The organism is Thiobaca trueperi, from assembly GCF_004342175.1.
GTDB lineage: Bacteria > Pseudomonadota > Gammaproteobacteria > Chromatiales > Chromatiaceae > Thiobaca > Thiobaca trueperi.
This window is the reverse complement of the sequence record NZ_SMAO01000003.1, coordinates 1-22863: the sequence shown is the minus strand read 5'-3', so window position 1 is coordinate 22863 and position 22863 is coordinate 1. Positions and strand designations below refer to the sequence as shown.

At 65.1% G+C, this 22863-nt stretch carries 21 protein-coding genes; 11 read left to right on the top strand and 10 right to left on the bottom strand.

Annotated elements, in window-relative coordinates:
* Positions 1-54 precede the first annotated feature (54 nt).
* Positions 55-627 carry an NnrU family protein gene (locus tag EDC35_RS05975; protein WP_132976341.1) on the top strand — a complete coding sequence of 191 codons (573 nt, stop codon included), beginning with the start codon at positions 55-57 and terminating at the stop codon, positions 625-627.
* A gap of 3 nt (positions 628-630) precedes the next feature.
* Positions 631-1089 carry a molybdopterin synthase catalytic subunit MoaE gene (moaE, locus tag EDC35_RS05970; protein ID WP_132976340.1) on the top strand — a complete coding sequence of 153 codons (459 nt, stop codon included), beginning with the start codon at positions 631-633 and terminating at the stop codon, positions 1087-1089.
* A gap of 45 nt (positions 1090-1134) precedes the next feature.
* Here the strand turns inward: moaE and EDC35_RS05965 are convergent, their stop codons facing one another.
* The 7 genes from EDC35_RS05965 to EDC35_RS05935 are packed head-to-tail and all read right to left on the bottom strand — an operon-like array spanning position 1135 to position 8110.
* A complete protein-coding gene (locus tag EDC35_RS05965) occupies positions 1135-2250 on the bottom strand; it encodes an EAL domain-containing protein (RefSeq protein WP_132976339.1) in 1116 nt (371 codons plus the stop codon).
* Between the two features lie 60 nt (positions 2251-2310).
* Complete coding sequence (locus tag EDC35_RS05960; RefSeq protein ID WP_132976338.1) at positions 2311-2676, bottom strand: Na+/H+ antiporter subunit G; 366 nt, start codon at positions 2674-2676, stop codon at positions 2311-2313.
* A gap of 7 nt (positions 2677-2683) precedes the next feature.
* On the bottom strand, positions 2684-2953 hold the full coding sequence (locus tag EDC35_RS05955; RefSeq protein WP_132976337.1) for a K+/H+ antiporter subunit F: 270 nt from the start codon (positions 2951-2953) through the stop codon (positions 2684-2686).
* The gene (locus EDC35_RS05950; protein WP_132976336.1) at positions 2947-3441 is read right to left on the bottom strand and encodes a Na+/H+ antiporter subunit E; all 495 of its coding nucleotides are present in this window, start codon (positions 3439-3441) and stop codon (positions 2947-2949) included. Before EDC35_RS05950 ends, EDC35_RS05955 begins: the two co-directional genes overlap by 7 nt.
* Complete coding sequence (locus EDC35_RS05945; RefSeq protein ID WP_132976335.1) at positions 3438-4961, bottom strand: monovalent cation/H+ antiporter subunit D; 1524 nt, start codon at positions 4959-4961, stop codon at positions 3438-3440. The genes EDC35_RS05950 and EDC35_RS05945 overlap by 4 nt, the downstream gene beginning before the upstream one ends.
* Positions 4958-5299: a Na+/H+ antiporter subunit C gene (locus EDC35_RS05940; RefSeq protein ID WP_132976334.1), complete on the bottom strand. Its 342-nt coding sequence runs from the start codon at positions 5297-5299 to the stop codon at positions 4958-4960. The genes EDC35_RS05945 and EDC35_RS05940 overlap by 4 nt, the downstream gene beginning before the upstream one ends.
* Positions 5300-8110: a monovalent cation/H+ antiporter subunit A gene (locus EDC35_RS05935; protein ID WP_132976736.1), complete on the bottom strand. Its 2811-nt coding sequence runs from the start codon at positions 8108-8110 to the stop codon at positions 5300-5302. It lies immediately after the preceding gene.
* A 181-nt stretch (positions 8111-8291) separates the two neighbouring features.
* Between EDC35_RS05935 and EDC35_RS05930 the strand changes: the two genes are divergently transcribed.
* Positions 8292-8792 (top strand): hypothetical protein, encoded by a 501-nt coding sequence (locus tag EDC35_RS05930; protein ID WP_132976333.1) that lies wholly within the window; start codon positions 8292-8294, stop codon positions 8790-8792.
* A 143-nt stretch (positions 8793-8935) separates the two neighbouring features.
* On the opposite strand, the gene EDC35_RS05920 is transcribed toward EDC35_RS05930, so the two are convergent.
* Entirely contained in the window at positions 8936-11389 is a 2454-nt protein-coding gene (locus tag EDC35_RS05920; RefSeq protein WP_165903363.1) for a S1 family serine peptidase, read from the bottom strand.
* A 248-nt stretch (positions 11390-11637) separates the two neighbouring features.
* Between EDC35_RS05920 and EDC35_RS05915 the strand changes: the two genes are divergently transcribed.
* From EDC35_RS05915 to EDC35_RS05900, 4 genes are all read left to right on the top strand, one after another.
* Positions 11638-12798: a glycosyltransferase gene (locus EDC35_RS05915; RefSeq protein WP_279387981.1), complete on the top strand. Its 1161-nt coding sequence runs from the start codon at positions 11638-11640 to the stop codon at positions 12796-12798.
* Positions 12799-13094: 296 nt separating this feature from the next.
* Entirely contained in the window at positions 13095-14432 is a 1338-nt protein-coding gene (locus EDC35_RS05910) for an SWIM zinc finger family protein (RefSeq protein WP_207896136.1), read from the top strand.
* A complete protein-coding gene (locus EDC35_RS05905) occupies positions 14432-15982 on the top strand; it encodes a DUF5691 domain-containing protein (RefSeq protein WP_132976330.1) in 1551 nt (516 codons plus the stop codon). The genes EDC35_RS05910 and EDC35_RS05905 overlap by 1 nt, the downstream gene beginning before the upstream one ends.
* Before the next feature lie 5 nt (positions 15983-15987).
* Entirely contained in the window at positions 15988-17067 is a 1080-nt protein-coding gene (locus EDC35_RS05900; RefSeq protein ID WP_132976329.1) for an ATP-binding protein, read from the top strand.
* Positions 17068-17166: 99 nt separating this feature from the next.
* Here the strand turns inward: EDC35_RS05900 and EDC35_RS18485 are convergent, their stop codons facing one another.
* Positions 17167-17592 carry a hypothetical protein gene (locus EDC35_RS18485; protein ID WP_165903361.1) on the bottom strand — a complete coding sequence of 142 codons (426 nt, stop codon included), beginning with the start codon at positions 17590-17592 and terminating at the stop codon, positions 17167-17169.
* 162 nt (positions 17593-17754) lie between these two features.
* On the opposite strand from EDC35_RS18485, the gene EDC35_RS05895 reads away from it, so the two are divergent.
* The gene (locus EDC35_RS05895; RefSeq protein WP_207896134.1) at positions 17755-17907 is read left to right on the top strand and encodes a hypothetical protein; all 153 of its coding nucleotides are present in this window, start codon (positions 17755-17757) and stop codon (positions 17905-17907) included.
* A gap of 111 nt (positions 17908-18018) precedes the next feature.
* Here the strand turns inward: EDC35_RS05895 and EDC35_RS05890 are convergent, their stop codons facing one another.
* Positions 18019-18306 carry a BrnA antitoxin family protein gene (locus tag EDC35_RS05890; RefSeq protein ID WP_132976328.1) on the bottom strand — a complete coding sequence of 96 codons (288 nt, stop codon included), beginning with the start codon at positions 18304-18306 and terminating at the stop codon, positions 18019-18021.
* Between the two features lie 167 nt (positions 18307-18473).
* On the opposite strand from EDC35_RS05890, the gene EDC35_RS05885 reads away from it, so the two are divergent.
* The 3 genes from EDC35_RS05885 to EDC35_RS05875 all read left to right on the top strand — a co-directional run bounded on the left by EDC35_RS05885 (position 18474) and on the right by EDC35_RS05875 (position 22708).
* A complete protein-coding gene (locus EDC35_RS05885) occupies positions 18474-20792 on the top strand; it encodes a DUF5682 family protein (RefSeq protein ID WP_132976327.1) in 2319 nt (772 codons plus the stop codon).
* Positions 20789-21979, top strand: a complete 1191-nt coding sequence (locus EDC35_RS05880) for a vWA domain-containing protein (RefSeq protein ID WP_132976326.1) — start codon at positions 20789-20791, stop codon at positions 21977-21979. The genes EDC35_RS05885 and EDC35_RS05880 overlap by 4 nt, the downstream gene beginning before the upstream one ends.
* 444 nt (positions 21980-22423) lie before the next feature.
* On the top strand, positions 22424-22708 hold the full coding sequence (locus EDC35_RS05875; protein WP_132976325.1) for a hypothetical protein: 285 nt from the start codon (positions 22424-22426) through the stop codon (positions 22706-22708).
* The last annotated feature ends 155 nt before the right edge of the window (positions 22709-22863 follow it).

Genomic DNA, 22863 nt, shown 5'->3' with positions numbered 1-22863 from the left:
ATCCAATCCAAAAACATCGCATACCGTGCCGGGCGCGGTTTAAGGAGTTGTCACATGACCATGCTGATTCTTGGTCTGATCGTTTTTCTCGGCATGCACTCGATCTCCATCGTCAGACCACAGTGGCGGGCGGCGGCGATCGAGCGATTCGGCCCCATGGCCTGGCAGGCCGTCTATGGCCTGATCTCACTGGTCGGGTTCATGCTGATCCTCGCGGGATACGGCGAGGCGCGTCAGGCTGCTATCGTTCTGTATCATCCGCCGTCCTGGCTCAAGCACATCAATCTGCTGCTGATGCTGCCGGTCTTTACCCTGCTGTTCGCCGCCTATCTGCCGGGGCGCATCCAGACCGCTGTCAAGCACCCGATGCTGCTGGCGGTCAAGATCTGGGCGCTGGCTCATCTGCTCGCCAACGGCGGACTGCACGATCTGCTCCTGTTCGGCGCCTTTCTCGCCTGGGCCATCGCCGACCGCATCTCGCTCAAGCACCGGATTGGACCGCCGGTACAGGGCGCACCGCCCGGCCCGCGCAACGATGCCATCGCCCTCGTCGGCGGACTGGTGCTCTATCTGCTCTTCATCTTCTGGCTGCATCAGGCCATGATCGGTGTCGCCCCCCTCGGCTGATCGATGCGCCGCATTCAGGTTCAGACCGAGCCGTTCGACCTTGCCGCCGAACAGGAGGCACTCTGGCGTGGCAATGCCCGCGTCGGCGCGCTGGTCAGCTTCGTTGGTCTGGTGCGTGATCTCAACGAGGGCGTCTCGCATCTGACCCTGGAGCACTATCCGGGTATGACCGAAAAGGCGCTGACCGCCATCGCCGACGAGGCCGCCGCGCGCTGGCAACTGGAAGGCGTCACGCTCATCCACCGGGTCGGAACGCTGGAGCCCCAGGATCCCATCGTCTTTGTCGGCGTCGTCAGCCCGCATCGCGGCGACGCCTTTCGCGCCTGCGAATTCCTTATCGACTCTCTCAAGACCCGCGCGCCCTTCTGGAAAAAGGAAAGCACCGCTGCGGGCGAACGCTGGGTCGAGGCGCGCCAGTCGGACGAGACCGCCGCCGGACGCTGGTCGCTGCCGTCCCGCTGAATCCTATCCCGAGACAGAGACCGCGCTCCGCTGCACGCAATGACATCATGTCTTGCCCCAAGCCCCCAGATGGCCGGTGACGGGCAAATCGCCCGGCCTCGCGAAGTAATAGCCCTGATAGAGATCGATCCCGAGATCCCGCAGCACCTCGGCCTCGGCGGCGGTCTCGACCCCTTCGGCCAGGGTCGCGATGCCCAGTCCGCGCAGGAACTGCTGGAACATGCCAAGCATCTGACGTTTGGCCTCGGTCGCCGTGTCGATGCCCTGGATCAGGGCCATGTCGAATTTGACGTAGTCCGGCGAGACCTCGGTCAGCTCGATCAACCGCGCCTGACCGGCGCCGAAGTCGTCATAGGCGAGATCGATCACCAGATCCTTGAGATGGTCCCGGATCCGGCGGATCAACGGCACATCGGTGACCGCGCCCTCGTGGATTTCCAGCACCAGCCGCAGGGTCGGGAAGGTCTCGCGCATCAGATCCATGCGCCGGAGTAACTGGTCGGGTTGCTCGGTTTCGCGCGGATGGATGTTGAAAAAATAGGTGCCATGCGGATCGATCTGGTAGGCCGTGGCGACGCCATGACAGCGCAGCAGATCGCTGAAGGGGATCTCCAGGTCCAGGCTCTCGGCGATCTGGAACAGCGGCCAGGGCGAGGACGGCAGGCCCGGAAAGGCGCCGCGACCGAGCAGTTCATGAGCGACCACGCTCCCCTGTGCATCGACAATCGGCTGAAAGGCGGCGCTGACGGCGCCGGTAAGCAGCATCTGCTGGAACTCACGTGCGCCCTGCGGCAGCTTTTCGGGCAGCAGGCCGATGCCGATCTGGGTCTGATAAAGCGGCTGGGAAGGGGTGAGATCCTGGACAACCAGACGGAATTCCTGATCGGCGAAGTGAATGATGTCGCCGGCCTGAACCTCCTGCTCGCCCGCGAGGCGCTGGCGATTGATGTAGGTGCCATTGGTGGAGTTGAGATCGCGCAGGATCAGCCGGCCATCGCCGGTGGCGACAAACTCGGCATGGTTGCGCGAGACGCCGACCGTATCGAGCGGGAGCGTCAGATCCTGCTGACGCCCGACACGACAGGGAAACTCGTTCAGGCGCAAGCGTCGGATGAGCTTGGAATCACCGATGTAGCCTTCCAGAAACCATGCCTTTGCCACAGAGACCCCCGATATTGACTGCAAGACAGGCGTGATTGTCGGTTACAGACAGCGTGCAAATCAAAGGCGATCAACCGTTGGCGCAGCAAAATGGGTCTGTGTCTCCGCCTCCTCGATCTGCGCCGGCACCTGCGCCTGTGACTCTACCCGCCGATGCAGCGCCGCCTTCGACAGCAGGTGGGCGCTCACCGGGGCGGTGATGAAGAGAAACAGCGTGACCAGAATCTCATGGAGACTCACGCCCTCGCCCTGAGCACTGAAATGGATCATGGAGGCAATCAGCAGGCTGCCGACGCCAAGCGTGGTGGCCTTGGTCGGGCCATGCAGACGGGTGTAGAAATCGCGCAGACGCGCCAGCCCCAGCGAGCCGATGAAGGTGAAGATCGCGCCGGTCAGGATCAGAACGGAGAGCAGGATGTCGAGCATGGTGGGCCTATTCGATGATGTCGCCGCGCAGCAGATATTTGCACAGCGCGACCGTGCCAACAAAGCCCATCATGGCGATCAGCAGCGCGGCCTCGAAGTAGAGCGACGAGTTCAGATGGATGCCGAGCAGAACCAGGAGCGCGATGGCGTTCACATAGAGGGTGTCGAGCGCCAGGATACGATCCGGCTGATCCGGTCCGCGCAGCAGACGCCAGAACGTCAGCGCCAAGGCGGCTGAGACCAGCCCGAAGGCGATGATGACGGCAAGATTCAGCATGGCTCGAAGACCTTCAGCAGTGGCGTCTCATAACGGCGCTTGATCGTGGTCACCAGCGCCTCCGGGTCGCGGACATCGAGCCCGTGCACCACCAGCGTGCGACGGTCGGGACTGAGCCAGGCCGAGACGGTCCCCGGCGTCAGACAGATGGTGTTGGCCAGCAGGCTGATGCCGAGATCGGAACGCAGATCGAGCGGCACCACCACGAACGCCGGCTGCACATGCTTCGGTCCCAGCAGAATCCGGAAGGCGACGATGACATTGGCGACCAGAATGTCATAGATCAGCAGGAACAGAAAGCGCAGCAGGGTGAGTGGTTGGTGGATGGGCACCCGATCCGGCCAGAAGCGCAGGGTGAACAGTGGAATGAGCCAGCCCAGCAGCAGGCCGAGCAGGATCTGTCCGGGTGCGGCACTGTTGACCAGCAGTAGCCAGATCAGCGTCAGGAGCGGGGTCAGGATGGGATGGGGCAGAAGCCGGATGGTCATTGATGTTGAGTCTCCCGGTCGGCGATTGGCTGGAGGACGGCCTGGATATAGCCTTGTGGATGCAGCAGTTGATCCGCTGTCGCCTGGGTGAAGCGAACGAGCGGGCCGGCCTGGAGCGTCAGGGCCAGACAGAGCGCGAGCAATCCCGCGACTGGAAGCAGCGCGCCGGCTGTGACGGGCGGGGCAGCGGCAACGCCCTGGGCGCGGAAAAACAGCAGACTGCCGGAACGGGCGAGCGCGACCACAACGAGCAAGCTGGACGTAAGCACCAGTCCCATGACCCACGGCCAGACGGGCTCGGCGAGCGCGGCACGCAGCACCAGAAATTTACCGAGAAAGCCCGACAGCGGCGGCAGACCCGCGATCAGCACGGCGGTGATGAAGAACAGCCCGCCGACGAGTCCGGCCTGCGCCAGCGGCGGACCGGGATGCAGCCGGTCCAGCCGCTCGCCGCGCCCCCTGGCGATGCTGTCCGCCAGAAGGAAAAAGGCCGCAGCGGCAAAGGTGGTGTGGGCCAGATAATAGAGTCCGGCGGCGATCCCGGCCTGCGTACCGAGACTGAAAGCAGTCAGCAGCAGTCCCACCGAGACGACGACCAGATACGCAATCTGTCGGCGCAGATCAGTCACCGAGAGCGCGCCCAGCACGCCGAGCATCAGGGTGGCGAGCGCCAGCGGCAGCAGCCAGGGGGCATAGAGATGCGCCACCGGGCCGGCCTCCCCGCCGAAGATCAGGGTGCCGACCCGCAGCAAGGCATAGACCCCCACCTTGGTCATGATGGCGAAGAGCGCAGCGACCGGCGCGGAGGTGGCCGAATAGGCCGCCGGCAGCCAGAGATGCAGCGGCACCAGCGCCGCCTTGAGCGCGAAGACACCGAACAGCAGCAGTCCCGCCGCCCGCACCAGACTCAGATTGTCGGGCGGCGTCGCGGCGATTCTCACCGCCAGATCGGCCATGTTGAGGGTGCCGAGCGTGCCATAGAAGGTTCCTGCGGCGAACAGAAAGAGGGTCGAGCCGGCCAGATTCAGGGCGACGAAATGCAGCCCGGCGCGGGTGCGCACCGCGCCGCCGCCGTGCAGCAGCAGACCGTATGACGCCAGCAGCAGGATCTCGAAAAAGACGAACAGATTGAAGAGATCGCCGGTCAGGAAGGCGCCGCTGAGACCGAACAGCTGCAACTGGAACAGCGGATGAAAGTGGCGGTTGCCCGGATCCGTCCCCCAGATGGCATGGAGCAGGGCAAACCAGGCCAGCAGCGCCGTAATCAGCAGCATCCAGGCCGACAGCCGGTCGGCGACCAGCACGATTCCATAGGGCGCCGGCCAGTTGCCGAGCGCATAGACCAGGATGTCGCCGTTGCTGACGGCCAGCAGCAGGAGCGCGGCCAGCACCACCTGCGCCGTCACTGCCGCCAGACTCAGCCAGCGGCGTACATTGAGCGGCAGGACGCGACGCAGCAGTAACAGCAGCGTGCCCGTCAGCAGCGGCAGGAGCAGCGGGGCGATGACCAGATGATTCACGGCTCACCCCCCTGCCCCGCACGCCCGTCCACCTGATCGTTACCGAGTTCTGCATAAGCCTTGAGCGCCAGCATGACGATGAAGGCGGTCATCGCGAAGCTGATGACGATGGCCGTGAGCACCAGCGCCTGCGGCAGTGGATCGGTGTAGCCCGCCATCTGTGCCGCGATGACGGGCGGCTGACCGACGACCAGCCGCCCGGTGGCAAACAGAAAGAGATTCACGGCATAGGACAGAAAGGTGAGTCCCAGCACCATGGTAAAGGTGCGTCCGCGCAGGGTCAGATAGACCCCGCAGGCGGTGAGGACGCCAACGATCAAACTCATGAGGACTTCCATTCAGCGCGACTCCTGTTGAATGCCCTGTTTGGGGTGACTGGCTCCATGCATCAGACCCAGATGAACCAGGATCAGCAGGGTGGCGCCGACCACGACCAGATAGACGCCCAGATCGAACGCAATCGCCGAGGCCAGCTCGAACTCGCCAACGACTGGCCAGTGGACATGGGTAAAGGTTGAGGTCAGGAAGGGATAGCCGAAGATCAGGCTCGCCAGCCCGGTGAGTGTGCCGATCAGCAGACCCCAGCCGATCAGCGGGTGCAGATCGTGCGAGAGACGGCGGTGCGTCCATTCCACGCCATTCGTCAGATATTGCATGATGAGCGCGACGGCGGTGACGAGTCCGGCGATGAAACCGCCGCCCGGCAGATTGTGACCGCGCAGGAAGATGAAGACCGACACCAGCAGCGCGAGCGGCAGCAGCAGTCGCGCCAGCGCGGCCATGATGGTGGGGTGCGCGTCCCAGTTCCAGGGACGCCCAGCATCGTCGTGGGTCGGCCCGGGCAGACGCAGCTCGCGGAGCATGGCGTAGATGCCCAGCCCGGCCAGCGCGAGCACGGTGATTTCACCGAGCGTATCGAAGCCGCGAAAATCGACCAGGATCACGTTGACCACATTGGCTCCGCCGCCGCCGGGAACGCTGTTGGCGAGGAAATAACCCGAGATGGAGTCGAAGGGACGACTGAGGATGGCCCAGGTCAGCGCCGCCGTACCGCCGCCGGCCAGGGTCGCCACGCCAAGATCACGGATGCGCCGCGCGCGGCTGGATTCAGCCGGGCTCTGCTGCGGCAGGAAATAGAGCGCCAGCAGGAGCAGCACGATGGTGACGACTTCAACCGTGAGCTGGGTCAGGGCGAGATCAGGGGCGGAGAACTTGACGAAGATCAGCGCGATCAGCAGACCCAGCGCGCCCATCACGATCAGCGCCGTCAGACGCTGACGGTGCAGAATGAGGGTGCCGATGGCAACCGCCACCAGCACCAGCGCGATCAGGATGCTCACGCCATCGACCGGGAGCAGGACACGCGGCCCGGTCAGCGACGAACCACCACCGATGAAGCCGATTGCACCCAGCGTCAGGGCAGACAGCATGAAAAACAGCAGCATCCGTTGCAGCGAGCCGGTATCAAGCCGTCGAGTCACGGCCCCGGCAAAATCCAGCGTCCGCCCGAGTGCCCAGTCATAGATGGCGCGGGCGTCCAATCGACCCTCCAGCCGCGCGGCCAGTGCAAACAGCGGGCGGCGCGCCGCATAGATCAGCAGCCCGCCGGTCAGGGCCAGGATGCTCATGAGCACGGGCAGACCGAGACCATGCCAGATGGCGAGATCATAGCCGGGCAGCGGCGCTTGCAGTACGCCAGCCGAGGCCGCCTGGAGCAGTGGCGCCACGGTGTAGGCCGGGAGCGTGCCCACCAGCAGACAGATCGCGACCAGCACCGCCACCGGCGCCTTCATCCAGAACGGGGGTTCGTGGGGCGTGCGTGGCAGATCGACCGGCTCGCCATTGAAAAAGACATCATGGATGAACCGCAGCGAATAGGCGACCGCCAGCATCCCGGCGATCACGACGGCCAGCGCCAGCAGCCAGCCCCAGGCGTGCTCCTCGAAAAAGGTCGCGGTCTCGGCAAAGAACATCTCCTTGGACAGGAACCCATTGAAGAGCGGCACCCCCGCCATCGAGGCCGCCGCCACCATCGCCAGGGTGCCTGTATAGGGCATGAAGCGCCACAGACCATTGACCCGGCGCATGTCGCGGGTGCCGCATTCATGGTCGATGATCCCGGCGGCCATGAAGAGCGACGCCTTGAAGGTCGCGTGGTTGATGATATGAAAGACGCCGGCCACGGCGGCGAGTGGCGTGCCGATACCAAAGAGCAGGGTGATCAGTCCCAGATGGCTGATGGTGGAATAGGCCAGCAGACCCTTGAGATCATGCTTGAAGAGCGCGAACCAGGCACCAATCAGCAGCGTGGTGAGCCCCGCGCCGCCGACCAGCCAGGACCATTCGGGCGTGCCGGAGAGCACCGGAAAGAGTCGCGCCAGCAGAAAGACCCCGGCCTTGACCAGGGTGGCCGAATGCAGATAGGCCGAGACCGGCGTGGGCGCGGCCATCGCATGGGGCAGCCAGAAATGGAAGGGGAACTGCGCCGATTTGGTGAAGGCGCCGAGCAGGATCAGCACCAGCATCGGGGTATAGAGCGGATGGGCACGAATAACATCGCCCATCGTCAGGATCACCGACAGATCGTAGCTGCCGGCGATCTCGCCCAGCAGCAGAAAGCCGCCGAGCATCGCCAGACCGCCCAGACCCGTAACGGTGAGCGCCATGCGTGCCCCGGTCCGGGCATCTTCGCGCCCACGCCAGTAGCTGATCAGGAGGAAGGACGAGAGACTGGTCATCTCCCAGAAGATCAGCAGCAGAATCAGGTTCTCGGCCAGCACGATGCCGAGCATCGAGCCCATAAACAGCAGCAGATAGGCGTAGAAGCGCCCCATGCAGTCATGCTCGGACAGGTAATAGCGGGCATAGAGGATCACCAGCAGGCCGATCCCCAGGATCATCAGGGCGAACAGCAGTCCCAGACCATCCAGACGGAAGGCCAGATCCAGACCGGCGCCGGGGATCCAGGGCCATCGCTGCACGATGACCTCGCCATCAAAGGGTGCCGCCGCCGAGGGGAGCAGACAGAGCAGGGCGAGGAGCGTCACGCCTCCTGCCGTCCAGGCCGACCCCATGCGCCCGAAGCGGGACACCCAGGCGGTCAGCGCAGCGCCCATCAACGGGATGAGCGCAACAAACAAGAGATTCATATTCATACGGTTTAAACCGCGCCCGGCGCGATAGGCGATGTTTGTGGATCGGGTCGGCCCCGGCAGGCTCAAGGATTATCGGAGTGGGCGCGGTTTAAGCGTTTCGTGACGCGGCGCTGTTTTCAAGTCCGGCGGCAAGGATACCATCAATCCTTTGGATTGCTCTTCAATCGAGAGGTTAATGAATATGTTTCGTGTATTTTCAAGACAGCGGGTCGCGGGCGGACTGATCGCCGGTCTTCTTCTGGCAGGCGGCAACCCGCTCCTGGCCGGCGAGAGCCGGATTGAACTCAGCGATGGCAGCCTGATTACCGGCGAGCTGGTGGGGATCGACAACGGCCAGTATCGGATCCGCTCCACGACCCTGGGCGAGATGTCGGTTCCCGAGTCAGCGATCCGCTCGATTCAGCCGCCGGGCAGCGGCGGGGGGATCGCGCCCGACGTATCGGCCTACGGGCCTGAGATCGCCTCCATTCAACAGCAACTGGCGACCAATCCTGGATTGATGGGACAGATCACGGCGCTCCAGAACGACCCGGCGATTCAGGCCGTCCTTGCCGACCCTGAACTGACGCGCCTGATCCTCGCTGGCGATCTGGAGCGGCTGCGTGCGGATCCGCGCATTCAGCGTCTGATGGAACATCCGGGGATTCAGGGCATTGTGGGGCAGATGGCGCGGTGAGAGCGCATCCGGCAGGCGGAGAATCCAATCCAGAATACGAAATAGCTCAAGTACCTGCTCGCGCGCGTAACCGCGTTGATAAAGCAGGCGCACCAAGCGTGATCCGGCTGGGGCTCACGCTCGCTCGCCCCAGCCGGATTCACCTAAGGCGAGCCTGCGCACGCACGCGATTGAGCGTTAATCGAGTTGAAGGTCGCCCGGACGTTGAGCGCCTGGGTCACGGTGAGCTGACAGGTGCTCTCGGTGCCTTCGCAGGCGCCGCCCCAGCCAGCAAAGGTGGATCCCGGATCGGCGGTGGCGGTGAGCGTCAGGGTGGTGCCGCCGGGATACTCGGCGGAACAGGTGCTGCCGCAGTCGATGATGCCAGAGCCAACCTCGGAGGTCAGATCCAGGCCCGTCATGCCTTCCATCCAGCCGACATAATTGGCAAGGCGCGTATGGACGGTCGGTCGGGTTGGGTTCGTGCAGTCATCGTCACCCCGGCTCAGGATGCCGGCCTGGACATAGCCACCCCGACCATTGCTGACCACCAGCGGACTGCCTTCGTCGGCCTGACACAGCGTGCCATTATCCGTTCCGGGCGCGGTGCAGAGCATGTTGCCGGTGATGCTGTCAGCGCCGTAAGCCGTGCGACACTGCGCCGGATCGACCAGACTGGCGTTGACCTTTGACAGCACCCTGGCCGTCTGACCGCAGGCGACATCAGTGCCCCAGCCAGTCACCGCGCCCTGAATGCCGGGACAGGCCTGCTTTTCTTCGCGTTCCAGAGTGACCGGACGCACCGGCTCGACAAAGACGGCCTCCTTGAGTTCGAGCAGGGCAAGATCGTTGTCACGGGTGACGGGATCGAAATCCGGGTGCTTGACGATGCGCCTGACCCCTGTGGTCTGTCCGCCAAACTCAAACCGCTCGGAACCGACGCGGATCTGGATGTTGGCGGGTGCGACCGTGACAAACTCGTGATAAGGATCCTCGATGCCATCGACGATACAGTGCGCGGCGGTCAGCACCCATCTGGAATCGATGACCGACCCGCCGCAGGTCCATTCGCCATTGACCCGCCAGGTGCTGATCTTGATGGCGGCCTGCCAGGGCCAGTCGGTTTGCGCGACCTGGGTGCCGCCTGCCAGCTTCGGCGTTACGCTGAGTCCGGCCTGAGCCAATGCCTCGGGATCACCCGCGTCCAGCGACGACTGCACGCGACCCTTGCCGCTGCCGAACTTTTGCAGGGTCAGCGGGAGATTGAGCGGATCGGGTTTGAGCCACTTCGCGACATCCTGGAAATAACTGGCAAAGGCGCCATCGACGCTGGCGTTGTTCACCACATCGCAGACATTGTCGGGATCAAGACCGCAGGCGCCGTAAAGCTGACCGACAACCTGACCGTTGGACTGCATCACAGGCGAACCGCTGCTGCCGCCTTCCGTTGCACCAACGACATCACGGCTGTAAATAAAAGGACCGCGCGGCAGACTGCCGCAGGTCTCAGCGTTCGTGTCGATCCGATGGGTCGAATAGGCCTGCGGCGAGCCACGGGGATGACTCAGACGGTACAGCATGGTCTCATTGGCGCGCGCGACCGGGGTGTCGGTCCAGCCCAGAAACCAGGCATCCGCTGGCGGCTCTTCGTCCAGCAGCAGCAGGCTGTGATCGTTGAGGGCTGAATTGTTCAGCAGGGTCGCGCCCAGCGTGGATGAGGTTCCCGGCCCGGTGGGGCATTCGCTGTTGCAGGATGCGGTGCGGAAGTCGAACCAGGTCTCCACCGTGGCGGCGACCTCGCGCGTGCTGACACAATGGTCAGCGGTCAGGAAATAGGGGATGGCCGTGGTGTCGTCGGTATCGGCCAGCAGACCGCCGCTACAGAGGTAACTCCAGCCGTCTTCAATGAAGTTGAAGCGCGCGACCGCCTTGCGAACCTTGTCGATTTCGGACCATTCGCTGGTGTCATGACAGGAGCCATCCTCGACGCAGGGCGCATTGTTGGGGCAGAACGCCTCCGATGAGGCATCGAGCAGCATGACGGCGCCGATCTGAAAGTGAGCGTTGTCGCTGGCCTGATCGGGCAGTTCGACCTGAATGTAGATCTGGTCTCCAGTGACGGAATGCGTCCAGAAACTCTTGCGATCAGCAGAGTAGGTATGGGACGCGCCGGCATCGTTATAGACATGAATCGACGCCCCATTCGGCAGACTGACGTCATCGAAGCGAAACCGCGCACCTGCCGCTCCCACAGTATCCAATCGCACGGCCCAGGTCAGGTGTCCTTCGGCGCGGCGGACATGCCCGCCAAGGAACGAATAGGTCTGATCGGTCATCGCATCGACATCCAGCGGTTGCAGATCAATGCGCATATCCAGCGCCTTGACGAGACCAACCTTGAGCGGCGCACCAGAGCGAGCCGCCCTGTTGTCTGCATCGATCCGCTCCCGATCCGCATCGGTCAGTTCCAGTCTGGCGGCGGAGAGTGTGGGACGCTGTCCGATCAGCGCGCTCAACCGCTGCACGCTGGCCTGCTGCACAAGCTGTTGCGCGGACTGCGCCATGCCCGTGGCCTGGGGTTGCGGAAAGACCTCAACCGCCAGGGCACCGCCAGACAATCCCAGCAAAATCAACGGAAAAAGCCTTCCGATCAGCCGATTTCTCTCCATTGCGATGACTCCAGAAACGATGATTGATCCCGTGATTCAGAAGAATAAGTCAGCCGCGTCTGGTTGACTACCGGGGACGGAGGAAGATTTGTGCCTGGCTGACACGGATCATCGCCTCAACCACTGCACCAGACGGCTCAGTTATCATGACCCGGCTGCCGCACACTCAAACACCTTGCGTCCGGATCTCAGAAACCTTGAACAGCCGCCCACTGCCCGACTCAAACGGGGTTATCCCCGCCCCGCTCGCCGTCTTCGCCTCATTCTCCGGCGCCGGTGGCGTCGAGCGCATGCTGATCAATCTGCTGCACGGCTTCGTGGATCTTGGACAGCCGGTCGATCTGGTCATGGTGCGCGCCGAGAGCCCGCATCTGGCGCGTCTGCCGCCCGAGGTCAATCCGATCCACCTGAACGTCACGCACACCCTGGCGGCGATTCCGGCGCTGGCCCGCTATCTGCGCCAGCGCCGGCCTGCTGCCCTGCTGGCAGCAAAAGACCGCGCCGGGCGCACCGCCGTGCTGGCGCGCGCACTGGCTGGGACCGATACCCGTCTGGTGCTGCGCCTGGGCACCAATCTGTCCACCGCGATGGCCGACCGCACGCCGGTTGAACGCTGGCTGCGCTATGCACCGATCCGGCTGCTGTATCCCCGCATCGATCGGATCGTCGCCGTGTCCAATGGCGTCGCCGAGGATACCGCCCGCATCGCCCGATTGCCGCGCGAGCGGATCCAGGTCATCCGCAATCCGGTCATCACGCCCGACCTGACGATCCAGGCCGCCGCGCCCTGCCCGCATCCCTGGCTGATGCCCGATCAGCCTCCGGTCATCATGGGTGTGGGACGTTTGCAGCGCCAGAAGGATTTTCCGACCCTGATCCGCGCCTTCGCTCAGGTACGGGCGACCCGCGATTGCCGATTGCTGATCCTCGGCGAGGGCGGCGCACGCGCCGGACTGGAATCACTGATCGCCGAACTGGGCCTGACCGACAGCGTCGAGCTGCCCGGCTTTCAGGACAATCCCTATGCCTGGCTGGCGCGGGCGCGGTTGTTCGTGCTCTCCTCCGCCTGGGAAGGCTCGCCGAATGTGCTGACCGAGGCGATGGCGCTCGGGGTGCCGGTGGTCGCGACCGACTGCCCGAGCGGGCCGGCTGAGATTCTCGATGGCGGACGCATTGCACCACTGGTGCCGCTCGGTGATGTCAGTGCCCTGGCCGACGCCATGCAGGGCATGCTGGAACAACCGACGCCGGCTGCAAGGCTGCGGGCGGCAGTTGCCGACTATGAGCAGGCACAGAGCGCCGCGCATTATCTGGAGGTGTTGGGTGCATCCTCTATCGCTGGGCGGGATGATGCTTAGGCGATTCTCAGCAAAGTTCGTACTCGCCCGAAATGCCGTCAATGGACAGGATTAACAGGATGATCCAAGATTAACATGATTAAAAACAAAGATTTGTAAATCCCATCCATCTTGGAAAATCCTGTTAATCCTGTCTAAATCAAAATTCTGATCCGGGTATAGTATTTCCCGGAAATGACCTGAATTGATGCCCCGTCCAGCGCCCCGTGATCGCATCTCAGAACCAGAACGGCGAACCCGGCGAGGGCGGATCGTGACAGGCCAGGGTTCCACACCACGACGGATGACAGCGCCGCATGCCACTGAACCTCAGCGCCGATGAACTTCTGCAACTTGCGCCAGACGCCTCCTCGGTCAAGTCAGCCAGGGGGCTGGTGATCCCGGCCAAGTGGCCGCGACTCGAATACGACGAGACGGCGATCTGGGGTGAATGCCAGGGCAGCGGATCCAAGCCCTACCAGACTCAGATCGACCTCTCCGGCCCCGCCTTCCGCTGCACCTGCCCGAGCCGCAAGTTTCCCTGCAAGCACGGTCTGGCGCTGGGTCTGCTCCACTTGCAGCACGCCGATAAGTTCACCCAAGCCGAGCCGCCGGGCTGGGTCAGCGAGTGGCTGACCTCGCGCACCCAGCGCGCCGAGCGGCAGGAGCGCAAGCAGTCGGCTGATGTCTCAGCCGCACCGGCGGATCCACAGGCCGCCGCCCGCCGCGAGACCATCCGGCTCCAGCGCATGCAGGATGGTTTGGCCGAGCTGGAAACCTGGCTGGCCGACCGGCTGCGTCAGGGTCTGGCCCAGCTTCCGGGCCAGCCGGAGATCTGGGACGCCATGGCCGCGCGCATGATCGACGCTCAGTTGCCGGGGCTCGCCTACCGCCTGCGCCGTGCGGGCGGGCTGGTTGGACGCGGCGAACACTGGCACGGGCGACTGCTGGCCGAACTCGGGCGGATGCAGCTCATGATCGATGGCGCCCGCCGCCTTGATACGCTGCCGGACGCCGAGCAGACCGACCTGCGCGCGGCGCTGGGTCTGTCGCAGGACCGGGACGCCGTGCTCGGCAGCGGCGAGCGTGTCAGCGACGACTGGCTGGTATTGGGCGTCTTTGTCGCCGAGGAAGAGCGTCTGCTGCTGCGCCGCGCCTGGCTCCAGGGGCGCGCCAGTGGCCGGCAGGCGCTGCTGCTCGACTACAGCCACGGCAGCGCCCGCTTCGAGCCAGGTCTGGTGACCGGCGACACCCTGACCGCGACCCTCGCCTTTTATCCCGGCTCCGCCCCGCTGCGTGCGCTCTGCGTCGATCCGCCGCAACGCCAGCCGGATCGCCTGCCGGTCGGGCCGACCGCGCTCGCGGACATGTTGTCACGCCTCGCCGGACAGATCGCCGCCAATCCGTGGCAGTCGCCGCGCGGTCTTTTAATCGCCGGTGTCCCGCAGCCGACCGACGGGGCTGGCTGGATGCTACGTCTGGATGACGATTGCGCGCTGCGCCTGCAACTCAACGAGGACGGCGCCTGGCCGCTGGTCGCCATCGCTGGCGGCTCGCCGCTCACCCTGTTCGGCGAATGGGACGGCGAACATCTGCGGCCGCTCAGCGCCTGGGCGCCCGGACTGGTCTGGACCGACGCCCGGAGCCCCGCCTGATGCAACTGATCGACCAGCTCGCCACCCAGCTCCTCATCGGCACCGAGCGCCGCCCGCCCGACTGGCCGAGCACCGACGGTGAACTCGGCGCACTGCTAGCCCAGATCCAGTCCGACGCCAGCGCGCCCGAACCGACCGCGCTGCGCCTGGCCGGCGTGCTCGCCGTCTGCGCGGACGCCGGTTTCCTGCCCGGCGTCACCGAACAGGCTCTGCTCGCGCCCTGCCCGGACGCGCAGCAGACGCCAGCCGGGACACCGGAACTGGTCTCGACCCTGCAATCCATCCTCGACGACGGCCCCGATCCGCTGCGTGCGCTGGCCCTGCGCCAGCTCGCCAGCGCCGGGCGCACCCTGCCCCCGCGTCTGCTGCCGCGCGCACTGAGACTCGCCCTCCAGCAGACCTGGCTGCGCCCGCTGCTGCCGGCAGTGGTCGGCGAGCGCGGACGCTGGCTGGCCCGCATCAACCCGGAATGGCAGCCGGCCCTGGCGGCGGACGAGACGACGCCCGATCCGCTCTGGTGGGACGAGGGCACGCTGGAACAGCGCGGACGCTTCCTCGCCGCGCTGCGCCGCACCGATCCGGCAGACGCCCGCCAGCGACTGGCCGCGACCTTCGCCGAGACCGACGCGCGCGGTCGTGCCCGTCTGCTGGCCGAGTTCGCGACCGGACTGGGCGCGGAGGACGAAGACTTTCTTGAGGGCTGTCTGAAGGACCGTGCCAAGGAGGTGCGCCAGCAGGCGGCGTCACTGCTCGCTCGACTGCCGGACAGCCGCTACAGCGCCCGCATGGGCGAGCGGGTCGGCGCCTGTCTCGGGCAGCAACGCAAGCGACTGCGCCAGACGACGACCATCGAGCCGCCCGAGACCTTCGATCCCGAGTGGAAGAAGGACGCCATCGAAGAGAGCGTTCCCCAGGGTGACGGGCTCGGCCAGCGTGCCTGGTGGCTCTATCAGATGGCCCGCGCCCTGCCGCTCGACTGGTGGAACCGCCAGACCAGGCTGGATGCGCCCGAGTGCGTGCGCTGGGCCAAGGGCACCGACTGGGAACTCGCCCTGCTGCGCGCCTGGATCGACTCACTGGCGCGGACACCGACGGTCGCCTGGATCGAGGCGCTGCTGCAACGCCTGCCGGTCAAGGGGCTCCATCTGGATCCATTCGATCTCATCGACCGCCTGCCACCACCCGAGCGCGAGTCGCACTGGCTGGGTGTCATCGAAAACCCGCCGCGCGGCGCCGTCCTGGGCGCCATGCTGGGCCGCATCGCCCAGAGTCTGATGCACGACGGCACACTGCTCTCGACGCCCATCGCGCGCCGCCTGCTGGACCGGATCCGCCGCCAGCTCGCGGACGGGCAAGGCGTGCACGACTACAGCCTGCGCCGGACGCTCCCCGACTTCATCTGCTGTCTGCCTGCCGACCTGCTGGCCGAGGCCGCCGACGGCTGGTCGCTCGACCGCCCGGAGCTTCAGCCGTTCGCCGACACCCTGGCCCGAACCCTCGCCGTCATCCGGCAGCGCCAGACACTCATCCACCAACTCCGGGAAGCCTGATCATCATGAGCCAGATCCTGCGTCAGCATGCCGAGCACGCCTTTGCCGAGGAACTTGACGAACTGAAACGCGCCGACAACCGTCAGCGTCCGCCCAACTGGGCCATGTCGCCCTGGGCGGTGGCGACCTATCTGCTCGGTGGCCGGCTCGACAACGGTTTCGAGGTCAGCCCCAAGTACATCGGCAGCCGCCGTCTGATCGAGACCGCCATCGCCACCCTTACCACCGACCGTGGGCTCCTGCTGTTCGGCGTGCCGGGCACCGCCAAGTCCTGGGTCTCGGAGCACCTCGCGGCGGCCATCTGCGGCGACTCGACCATGCTGATCCAGGGCACCGCTGGCACCAGCGAGGAGCAGATGCGCTATGGCTGGAACTATGCCGAGCTGTTGTCCAAGGGTCCATCGACCCAGGCGCTGGTGCAGAGCCCGCTGATGCGCGCCATGGAACAGGGCAAGGTCGCCCGTATCGAGGAGCTGACCCGTATCCCGGCCGACGTGCAGGACACGCTCATCACCATCCTCTCGGAGAAGTCGCTGCCGATCCCCGAGCTGGGCACCGAGGTCCAAGCGGTGCGCGGCTTCAACGCCATCGCCACCGCCAACAACCGCGACAAGGGCATCAACGAGCTGTCATCCGCGCTCAAGCGGCGCTTCAACACCGTGGTGCTGCCGGTCCCGTCCAGCGCCGAGGAAGAGGTCGCCATCGTCAGCAAGCGCGTCGCCGAGCTGGGCCGCGCGCTCGCCCTGCCGGCCGAGCCGCCGGCGCTCAAGGAGGTGCAGCGCGTCGTGCGCATCTTCCGCGAACTGCGCAACGGCCAGACCGAGGACGGCAAGACCAAGCTCAAGACCTCGAGCGCCACCCTCAGCACCGCCGAGGCCATCTCGGTCATCAACAACGGCGTCGCCCTCGCCGCGCACTTCGGCGACGGCGTACTGCGCGCCGGGGACATCGCCTCCAGCCTGGTCGGCGCCATCGTCAAGGACCCGGTACAGGACGAACTGGTCTGGCGCGAATACCAGGAGACGGTGATGAAGGAACGGGGTGACTGGAAGGATCTCTACCGGGCGTGCCGGGAGCAGGAGTGAGCCAGATCGCACCCAGGGTCGCGAAGCAGAGCTTCATCGTGCAGGTGACGAAGCTGGAGCTTCGTCACCATAAGTGGACGAGGAGCAATCCCTGCCTCTTTATTGGGCTACACCGGTTCCATAGAGAACGCCCTGGGTATCAGCATCGCTCATCTGCTGAGTCTCCATGATGAGTTTGAGTCGCATCTTCCCTCTGGAACCAGGATTCACGATGGTACCGTGGATGAAGTTGTTGCCACCCCAGACCATATGCAGCTCATTTTTCTGGGCGACGCCTGTGATGAGTCCATGGGTCGAGCTTCCATCGACATCCAACACGGCGTTGCCAGCAAATGCGCCGCCAGTCTGGGCTGTTATATGAAGGGTCATGTCGGCTTGACCATACGTCACACCAACGGTGTCATTGCCATAATAACCCTGGAAAGTCAGCGTCCAGTCACCCACCAGGTTAGGCTCGGCGGCCAAGAGCACGGTCGGCGCGACCGAGCACATGAGCGCGAGCATCAAAGCAAGCATCTTCTTCATGACCGGCCTCCTAGGATATCGGTCCTCATTGCGTCAGATCCTCTCGACTGGCGACCGGAAACGGCGAATGACATCGCCAGTTTTCGCGCAAAGCGAGGCTACACCGAGCCTACCGCGGGCGCAATCCGTGTCCTGAGAGGGCAAAGTGGCGTTGACCGCGTGGTGGATGCTGGGAACATCGCCACCAGCCTGGTCGGCGCCATCGTCAAGGATTCGGTGCATGACGAATTTGTCTGGCGCGAATACCAGGAGACGGTGATGAAGGAACGCGGGGACTGGAAGGATCTCTACCGGACGTGCCGGGAGCAGGAGTGAGCCACGTCGCGCCCAGGGGCGTGAAGCGGAGCTTCATCGCGCGGGTGACGAAGCTGGAGCTTCGTCACCAGAAGGGGGTCGTGAGCGAGAAGAATGGCGCCGCGGGTGCGGTCAGGCTGCCGGGTGCGTCTCGATCCACTCCCTCAGGGCGGAGTCGATGCGGGTCTGCCAGCCGGGTCCGGATGCCTTGAAATAGTCCAGAACCTCGGACGATAACGGGATGGATATGGCCTCTTTGCTCGCTTCGGATGTCGACCGTCGCACTGGACGCAGCTGCCCCAGTTGCTCGTCCGACAGCTCGCATGCATCGGGATCGGCCGTGATCCCGTCGCGGATCCTGGTGTCCTCCTCGTCCGAGGGGATCCGGAAGACCCGGCCGCTTCTAGATTTGACGTGCATAGGCTCTGACCTCTTTCGGGCGCGCCGGGCGCAGGCTGATGATGTGGGAGATCCTATTCCAATTGCTTGGCGCAGTTGCGAAGCGGAGCTTCATCGTGCAGGTGACGAAGCCGGAGCTTCGTCACCAGAACACTGACAACTGAAAACTGACACCTGAGAACTTCCCCGTGCCCTCCCCCTTCCACCTCTTCGGCATCCGTCATCACGGCCCGGGCTGCGCGCGTAGTCTGGTCCAGGCGCTGGAGGCGCTGCAGCCAGACTGTCTGCTGGTGGAAGGTCCACCCGACGGGCAGGAGATGCTCGAGCTGATGCGTGACGCCGGGCTCGTGCCGCCGGTGGCGCTACTGGTCTACGACCCGGAGAACGCGCGCGACGCGGTCTTCTATCCCTTCGCGGAGTTCTCGCCCGAGTGGCAGGCGCTGCGCTTCGGGCTCGCGCGCGACATCCCGACCCGCTTCTTCGACCTGCCGATCTGTCACCAGCTCGGTCGGACGCAGACGGCGGAAGACGAGGCCGATGCACCGCCGGCGGCGACCGAGTCACCAGACACGCCACCAGTGACCGCACCAGCCGAGGACGCGGCCGACCAGCCGACCGCGGCGGACACCGAGACCGCCGATCTGGTCCGGGACGACCCGCTCGACTGGCTCGGTCGCGCCGCCGGTTACAGCGACGGTGAATCCTGGTGGAACCACCTGGTCGAGGAACGCGGCGACGGTCTGCACCTCTTCGCCGCCATCCGCGAGGCCATGACCCTGGTGCGCGAGGAGTCCGGCTCCCGGCACTGGACACCCGAGCGGCGCGAGCGCGAGGCCCGGCGCGAGGCGCACATGCGCAAGTCGATGCGCCAGGCGCAGAAAGAGGGTTTCACGCGCATCGCCGTGGTCTGCGGCGCCTGGCACGTCCCGGCGCTGGCCGAACTGCCGAGCGCGAAGGACGACAACGCCCTGCTCAAGTCGCTGCCCAAACGCAAGGTGGCCGCGACCTGGGTGCCCTGGTCCTACCCGCATCTGAGCACCGCCAGCGGTTACGGCGCGGGCATCGACGCACCCGGCTGGTACGAACACCTCTGGCGTAGCCCGCCCGAGCAGCGCGCCATCGGCTGGGTCGCCAGGGCCGCGCGGCTGTTCCGCGACGAGGACCTCGACTGCTCCTCGGCACACCTGATCGAGGCGGTGCGTCTGGCCGATGCACTGGCCGCCATGCGCGAACGCCCGCAGCCCGGGCTCGACGAACTGGACGAGGCGCTGCGCACCGTCGTCTGCCAGGGCGAGGACGGCCCCATGCGGCTCATCACCCGCGCGCTGGTCATCGGCGACCGGCTCGGCACCACCCCGGAGCAGACCCCGGCGGTGCCGCTGCAGCGCGACATCGCCGAGCGCCAGCGTGCGCTACGCCTGAAACCGGAGGCCAGCCGCAAGTCGCTCGACCTCGATCTGCGCCAGCCCAACGACCTGGCACGCAGCCATCTGCTGCACCGTCTGTCGCTGCTCGGCATCGACTGGGGCGATCTGGGCCGCAGCGGGCGCTCGGCCAAGGGCACCTTCCACGAGATCTGGACCCTGCAGTGGGAGCCCAGACACACGCTCGCCATCATCGAGGCCAGCCGCTGGGGCAACCGGGTCGAGGAGGCGGCGACCCGTTTCGTCATCGACTCGGCCGAGCGCGCCAAATCGCTGCCGGAGCTGTCCGAGCTGGTCAACCGCATCCTGCTCGCCGACCTGCAGTCGGCCATCGCCCCGGTCACGCACATCTTGGAGGACCATGCGGCGGTCGCCAGCGACGTGCTGCAGATGCTGGCCGCCGTCCCGCCGCTCGCCGCCATCCTGCGCTACGGCAACGTGCGCCAGACCGACGGCGGCATGGTGGCGCACGTGCTCGCCGGGCTGGTGCCGCGCGCCGCCATCGGACTGCCGGGCGCCTGCTCGGCGCTGGACGACGACGCGGCCGCCGCCATGCGCTCGGCCATCCAGGGTGCCGATCAGAACCTGCGTCTGCTGAAGGACCAGGGATTCGAGTCGGACTGGTCGGCGGCGCTGATCCGCCTGGCCGAGCCCGGCGGCTGTCACGGACTGGTGTGCGGTCTGGCCGCGCGTCTGCTGTTCGACGCCCAGCAGGCCGACCAGGAAGAGACCGCGCGGCGTATGTCGCTGGCGCTCTCGGCCGCCAACGACCCGGCGCCGGCCGCGGCCTGGCTGGAAGGCTTCCTGAACCAGAGCGCCATGGTGCTGCTGCACGACCCGGCGCTGTGGGGTCTGGTGGACGGCTGGCTGGCCGGACTGACCGAAGACCACTTCATGCGTGCCGTGCCGCTGCTGCGGCGCGCCTTCTCCGCCTTCGCCCCGGCCGAGCGCCGCCAGCTCGGCGAGCGCGCCAGACGGCCGGCGGCCGCCGCACCCGCCGCGACGCGGGCCACGGCCTTCGACCAGGCGCGCGGTGAGCTGCCCCTTCCCCTGCTGAGACGTCTACTGGGACTTGCACCATGACCAGCCCGACCGACCCCGATCAGGCACCGAACCAGAACCGACTGCGGCGCTGGCGTCTTGTTCTCGGCGAACCGGCCGAGTCCGGCTGCGGCTGCGCGCTCTCCGGCATCGACGCCCAGATCGACACCGCGCTCGGCGCGCTCTACGACCCGGATGGTCCGGGCGGACTACGCGGCGGCAGCGGTGCATCATCCCCACGGGTCGCGCGCTGGCTCGGCGACATCCGCCAGTATTTCCCGTCCCCACTGATCCAGGTGATGCAGAAGGACGCCTTCGAGCGGCTCGATCTGAAATCCATGCTGCTGCAGCCGGAGATGCTGGAGGCGGTGCAACCGGACGTGCACCTGGTCGCCACGCTCATGTCCTTGCGCGGCATCATCCCGGCCAAGACCCGCGACACCGCCCGCGCCGTGGTCAACAAGGTCGTCGCCGCGCTCATGGCGAAGCTGGAGGAGCCGATGCGCGCCGCCGTCAGCGGTGCGCTCAACCGCGCCGAGCGCAACCGCCGACCGCGCCACGCCGAGATCGACTGGAACCGTACCATCCGCGCCAACCTGCGCCACTGGCAGGCCGAGTACCAGACCATCGTCCCCGAGCAACTGATCGGCTATGGACGCAAGGCGCGGCGCACCCAGCGCGAGGTGATCCTCTGCATCGACCAGAGTGGCTCCATGGCCAACTCGGTGGTCTACTCGAGCATCTTCGGCGCCGTCATGGCCTCGCTGCCGGCGGTGAAAACGCATCTGGTGGTGTTCGACACCGCCGTGGTGGATCTCACCGAGCAACTGACCGACCCGGTGGAGGTGCTGTTCGGCGTCCAGCTCGGCGGCGGCACCGACATCAACCGCGCCGTCGGCTACTGCCAGGAACTCATCCGCGAGCCGCGCAACAGCATCCTGGTGCTCATCTCGGACCTCTACGAGGGCGGTGTCGAGCGCAACCTGCTCCAGCGTGCCGCCGAGCTGATCCAGTCCGGCGTCCAGTTCATCGTCCTGCTCGCGCTCAGCGACGAGGGCGCGCCATCCTATGACCACCAGCTCGCCGCCAAGCTCGCCGCGCTCGGCGCGCCCTCCTTCGCCTGCACCCCGGACCAGTTCCCGAGCCTGATGGCCGCCGCGATCCGGCGCGAGGACGTGGCGCTGTGGGCGGCCAAACAGGGGATCGTCACGGCGCGGGCGGAGGGTTGAGCGGTGGACCGCATCGTTTGCGATGGATGCGGTTCGTTCATCATCGACATCTACGCGGGCTGACCCCCGGCCCGCAGCGTCACGACCGCCGCCGAATCATCCCGGTAACGCTCCTCAGCGGTGCCTGCAACGCGCGCAGATCATCGGCGTTTATCATCTGTCATCCTCGTTTGGTTGTCGTTCCGGACGGGATTCAATGCGGGCGGGGTTTCGGTGATTAACTGGCGGTGAGATGATCTTGATCAAAGGCGGGAATCGAATGGCAGGTTGCGAACGATAAGGTTGCGTGCTTCACTTGATCGCGTGTGTCTTGGTAGGACGGTAATGAGCTAGACTGCGCGCGGTCTAGAACAAGAGCAGCCTAGTGCAATCTAGAACACGTTAGCCTCCAGTAAGCCGACCTACCGGAGGTAGACAGCACCTCCACAACTAAGAGAGAAAAAAATGACAACTCTTCAAACTCGAATGACTGCTCTAGCAGAACTAGAAAATTTCAACGTTGAAGTTCTCGATAATAATGGGAATGTGGTAGATCCAAAAACTAATGGATTTGCGAAATACGACTTTGATCGACGCGCCAACCGCAGTATGACTGTCAATGAATGGAAGAATAAGCGTTTTGAAAAAACATATCCAGGCTATACATGTAGAGTATTGAAGGATGATGGCTCTGAAGCCGTTGGTCAAACGCGACTTGATAATGTCCGAGCCACTTATGAAGAGCAATAGCCGGGCAGGGTACGCATCGCGTACCTTTTCCGTGAAAAAAATCGCCTAACAAGCAGCCCGCGTAGATACTCTGTTCTGACGCAAGTCCTTTTTGCCTCCTGTCCATCAAATTGATGAATGATTCAGACCGCTTGCGGGAGGACATAGAAGCGTTG

What these genes read in the sequence shown, in the direction of transcription:
- EDC35_RS05890 (WP_132976328.1), bottom strand. Translation starts at nt 18,306, where the DNA reads ATGCACGTCAAATCTAGAAGCGGCCGGGTCTTCCGGATCCCCTCGGAC.
- EDC35_RS18485 (WP_165903361.1), bottom strand. Translation starts at nt 17,592, where the DNA reads ATGAAGAAGATGCTTGCTTTGATGCTCGCGCTCATGTGCTCGGTCGCG.
- EDC35_RS05880 (WP_132976326.1), top strand. Translation starts at nt 20,789, where the DNA reads ATGACCAGCCCGACCGACCCCGATCAGGCACCGAACCAGAACCGACTG.
- EDC35_RS05950 (WP_132976336.1), bottom strand. Translation starts at nt 3,441, where the DNA reads ATGACCATCCGGCTTCTGCCCCATCCCATCCTGACCCCGCTCCTGACG.
- EDC35_RS05935 (WP_132976736.1), bottom strand. Translation starts at nt 8,110, where the DNA reads ATGAATCTCTTGTTTGTTGCGCTCATCCCGTTGATGGGCGCTGCGCTG.
- EDC35_RS05930 (WP_132976333.1), top strand. Translation starts at nt 8,292, where the DNA reads ATGAATATGTTTCGTGTATTTTCAAGACAGCGGGTCGCGGGCGGACTG.
- EDC35_RS05910 (WP_207896136.1), top strand. Translation starts at nt 13,095, where the DNA reads ATGCCACTGAACCTCAGCGCCGATGAACTTCTGCAACTTGCGCCAGAC.
- EDC35_RS05940 (WP_132976334.1), bottom strand. Translation starts at nt 5,299, where the DNA reads ATGGAAGTCCTCATGAGTTTGATCGTTGGCGTCCTCACCGCCTGCGGG.
- moaE (WP_132976340.1), top strand. Translation starts at nt 631, where the DNA reads ATGCGCCGCATTCAGGTTCAGACCGAGCCGTTCGACCTTGCCGCCGAA.
- EDC35_RS05955 (WP_132976337.1), bottom strand. Translation starts at nt 2,953, where the DNA reads ATGCTGAATCTTGCCGTCATCATCGCCTTCGGGCTGGTCTCAGCCGCC.
- EDC35_RS05960 (WP_132976338.1), bottom strand. Translation starts at nt 2,676, where the DNA reads ATGCTCGACATCCTGCTCTCCGTTCTGATCCTGACCGGCGCGATCTTC.
- EDC35_RS05875 (WP_132976325.1), top strand. Translation starts at nt 22,424, where the DNA reads ATGACAACTCTTCAAACTCGAATGACTGCTCTAGCAGAACTAGAAAAT.
- EDC35_RS05905 (WP_132976330.1), top strand. Translation starts at nt 14,432, where the DNA reads ATGCAACTGATCGACCAGCTCGCCACCCAGCTCCTCATCGGCACCGAG.
- EDC35_RS05900 (WP_132976329.1), top strand. Translation starts at nt 15,988, where the DNA reads ATGAGCCAGATCCTGCGTCAGCATGCCGAGCACGCCTTTGCCGAGGAA.
- EDC35_RS05975 (WP_132976341.1), top strand. Translation starts at nt 55, where the DNA reads ATGACCATGCTGATTCTTGGTCTGATCGTTTTTCTCGGCATGCACTCG.